Annotated in this window: 3 protein-coding genes; 1 reads left to right on the top strand and 2 read right to left on the bottom strand. The window is 72.7% G+C overall.

The annotated features are described in order from the left end of the window. Positions 1 to 40: 40 nt before the first annotated feature. Both ACFXA3_RS40330 and ACFXA3_RS40325 read right to left on the bottom strand, forming a co-directional pair. Positions 41 to 919, bottom strand: a complete 879-nt coding sequence (locus ACFXA3_RS40330; RefSeq protein ID WP_385196071.1) for an aminoglycoside phosphotransferase family protein — start codon at positions 917 to 919, stop codon at positions 41 to 43. A gap of 15 nt (positions 920 to 934) precedes the next feature. Beyond that, positions 935 to 1,159 (bottom strand): hypothetical protein, encoded by a 225-nt coding sequence (locus tag ACFXA3_RS40325; RefSeq protein WP_385196068.1) that lies wholly within the window; start codon positions 1,157 to 1,159, stop codon positions 935 to 937. 303 nt (positions 1,160 to 1,462) lie between these two features. On the opposite strand from ACFXA3_RS40325, the gene ACFXA3_RS40320 reads away from it, so the two are divergent. Continuing rightward, positions 1,463 to 2,710 carry a helix-turn-helix domain-containing protein gene (locus ACFXA3_RS40320; RefSeq protein WP_385196065.1) on the top strand — a complete coding sequence of 416 codons (1,248 nt, stop codon included), beginning with the start codon at positions 1,463 to 1,465 and terminating at the stop codon, positions 2,708 to 2,710. Positions 2,711 to 2,821 lie beyond the last annotated feature (111 nt).

The following is a 2,821-nucleotide window of genomic DNA, read 5'->3' as shown; positions in this document are numbered from 1 at the left end:
GCGCGAAACATCGCGCCCGCCCCCTTCCCATGACGGAGCCTCAGCCCGCGAGTACCTGACGGATCACGTAGCGGGCGTTGGCGGAGATCACCGGATTCGTCTTACGGTAATAGGGCAGCTGGATGACCGCCATGGACAGCGCCCACCCGCGGCCGCGGGCCCAGGAGTCGTCATCGGTGTCCACGGCCTCGCGGAAGACCTGCCGCGCGGCGGAGGGCAGCAGGTTCCACGCCGGGATCAGGTCGACGGCGGGATCGCCGAGGCCCGCCGTCCCGAAGTCGATCACCGCGGCCAGCCGGCCACCGGCGCCGAGCAGGTTGCTCGGCATGAGGTCGGAGTGGATCCACCGCGGCTCCCCGGACCAGCCAGGAGCGGCGAGGGCCTCCTCCCAGGCGGCGAGGGCGGCTTCGGCGTCGAACGGCTCGTCCGTGTGCCGCAGCTCCTCGATCGCGGCCCGGGTCTCCGCGTCGGCGGCGGCCAGCGGTTCGCCCCGGTGCGCCGGGGGCCCCGCGCCGAGCTCCGCACCTCGCAGGGCGGTGACGAACCCCGCGAGGTCGCGGGCCAGCTGCCCGGGGTCTGCCGCCCGGCCCTCGACCAGCACCTCGCCGTCGATCCACCGGTGGACGGCCCATCCCCATGGGTAGCCCTCGGCGGCTTCGCCCAGCCCGACGACCTCCGGGACGGGGACGGGCACCAGGGGTGCGATCCGCGGCAGCCAGTGGGCCTCCTGCCCGAGGGTGCCGGCGCCGCCGGCGGTGAGCGGCAGCCGGACCGTCAGCCCGGTGCCGACCCGGTAGATCGCGTTGACGGTGCCCCCGGACGCCAGGCGCCGCACCGGCAGCCCGGCCCACTGGGGGAACTGTCCGCGCAGCAGCCGCCGGACGAGGTCCTCGTCGGTGTGTGCTTCGTCTGCGTGCATGGTGGCCATGTGCCGTCAGAGCCCGCCGCCGACGCCGGACTCGCCGCCACGGGTGTTGGTGGGAGCGGAGGGCGGCGTCGGCCAGTCGATGGTGTCGCCCCCGCCCTGACCGGCGCTGACGATCCGGATCGAGGGCGATGCGGGCCAGTCGATGCCCGGCGTGGTGCCGTTGGCGACGGTGGCGGCCGCCGCGACGGAGAGCAGGGCGGCGGCGGAGGTGACGAGGACGCGCTTGAGCATGGACGACTCCGAACAGAGGATCCCATGACACAGGATCGAGAAGTGGGAGGTATTGGCCGGAAAGCCGCTTGAAGCGGCTAGGCCTCGATCAACCTAGATCTCCCGGGCCTCGATGGCAAGATGATTTGCCAGAGGTTGCCAAGCGTTCTTCCGGGCGTCACAAGGCCGTCGAATGGTCAGCAGGTCCAGCCAGGCAGGCCCCGGCAAATAATTTGCCAACCGGTTCGGGGGGCGCTACGATGCCCACCAAAGCGTTGGGGGCGCGATCAGGGTTGTATTCCGAGAATTGATTGCAGGACTCACATGACAGACGAGTCGTCTTTCGGCGCGCGCCTCAAGGCTTTGAGGCTTCAACGGGGACTCTCCCAGGCCTCGCTGGCCGGCGAGGAGATCTCCACCGGGTACTTGTCCCGGCTGGAGTCGGGCGCACGCCAGCCCACCGAGCGAGTGATCACCTACCTCGCGAAACAGCTGGGCGTGGACCGCCTGGCCTTCGACGCCCTGCCCGCCGCGGCCGCTGTCGCCGGCAGTTCGCTCACGCAGGCGCTGAGCATCACCGCCTCCTCCGACAGTGACGAGTCCGTCGAGGAACTCATCGACGTACTCGCGACCGCCGGGGCGGAGGACCCGCTCCTGCGCTGGCAGGCCCTGTGGGTGATCGCCGGGTACCGGTCCCGGCACGGCGAGCGCGCCGAGGAACAGGCCTGCCTGGAAGAGCTGGCCGAAGTGGCCGACGAGCTCGCACTCCCCGCGCTGCAGTGCCGGTCCTGCACCCAGCTCGCCCGCTGCCTGCGCTCGGTGGGACAGGTCGCCCGGGCCCTCGAACTCGCCGAGAGCGCATACCGCGTCGCCAAGGACGCCGGCCTCTCCGTCGCCGACACCGGGACCGCCCTGCTGGCACTGGTGTCGGCCGAGGCCGAGTCCGGCCGCCTGACCGACGCCCGGGCGCACGCCGGGGAGCTCGTCGAACTCGTGGCGGGCAGGTCCGACGCGCTGCGCGCCGAGGCCCTGTGGTCGGCGGCCACCGTCAGCTCCCGCCAAGGGGACGACGAGGCCGTCCACACCTATCTGGAGCAGGCCATGCAGGCCCTCGACAGCCGTGTCGACCCCATTCTGTGGGCGCGGCTCAGGCTCGCCGCGGCCTCGCTGTACCTGCAGTCCAGGCCCGCCCTCACCGAGAAGGCCCGGACGTGCCTGACGCAGGCCGAGGCGGCGCTCTCGCTCATCGGCACGCCCGTCCAGCAGCAGGAACTGCTGGTCCTCCAGGCGCACCTCGCGTTCGAGGAGGGCCGCTACGCCGACGCCCGCGCCGTCCACGACCGGCTGGACTTCGACAACCTGCGGCTCACCTACCGCGACCGGATCCGGCTGCAGACGCTGGACAGCCTGCTGCTGATCGTCGAAGGCCACCAGCAGCAGGGGCGCGCCCGGCTGAAGAAGCTGGGCGAGGAAGCCCGCCGCGCCTCGAACATGGACCTCGCCGCCGAGATCTGGCGGGTCCTGGCCGAGACGCTGGAGAACGCCGAGCAGGCGGGTCCCGCCGGTCGCTGACCGGCCCCACCCGCCCGGCCCCCACCGCGCCCCCCCCCCCAACCAACCAACCCCCCCCCCGGCCCCCGCGCGCGACCCCCCCCCCCGCCCGGCCGCTCAGGCCAGCCCCCG

The sequence above is a fragment of the Streptomyces sp. NPDC059456 genome (assembly GCF_042750055.1).
GTDB lineage: Bacteria > Actinomycetota > Actinomycetes > Streptomycetales > Streptomycetaceae > Streptomyces.
Note: the sequence above shows the minus strand (reverse complement) of the source record. Positions and strands in the feature narration are given on the sequence as shown.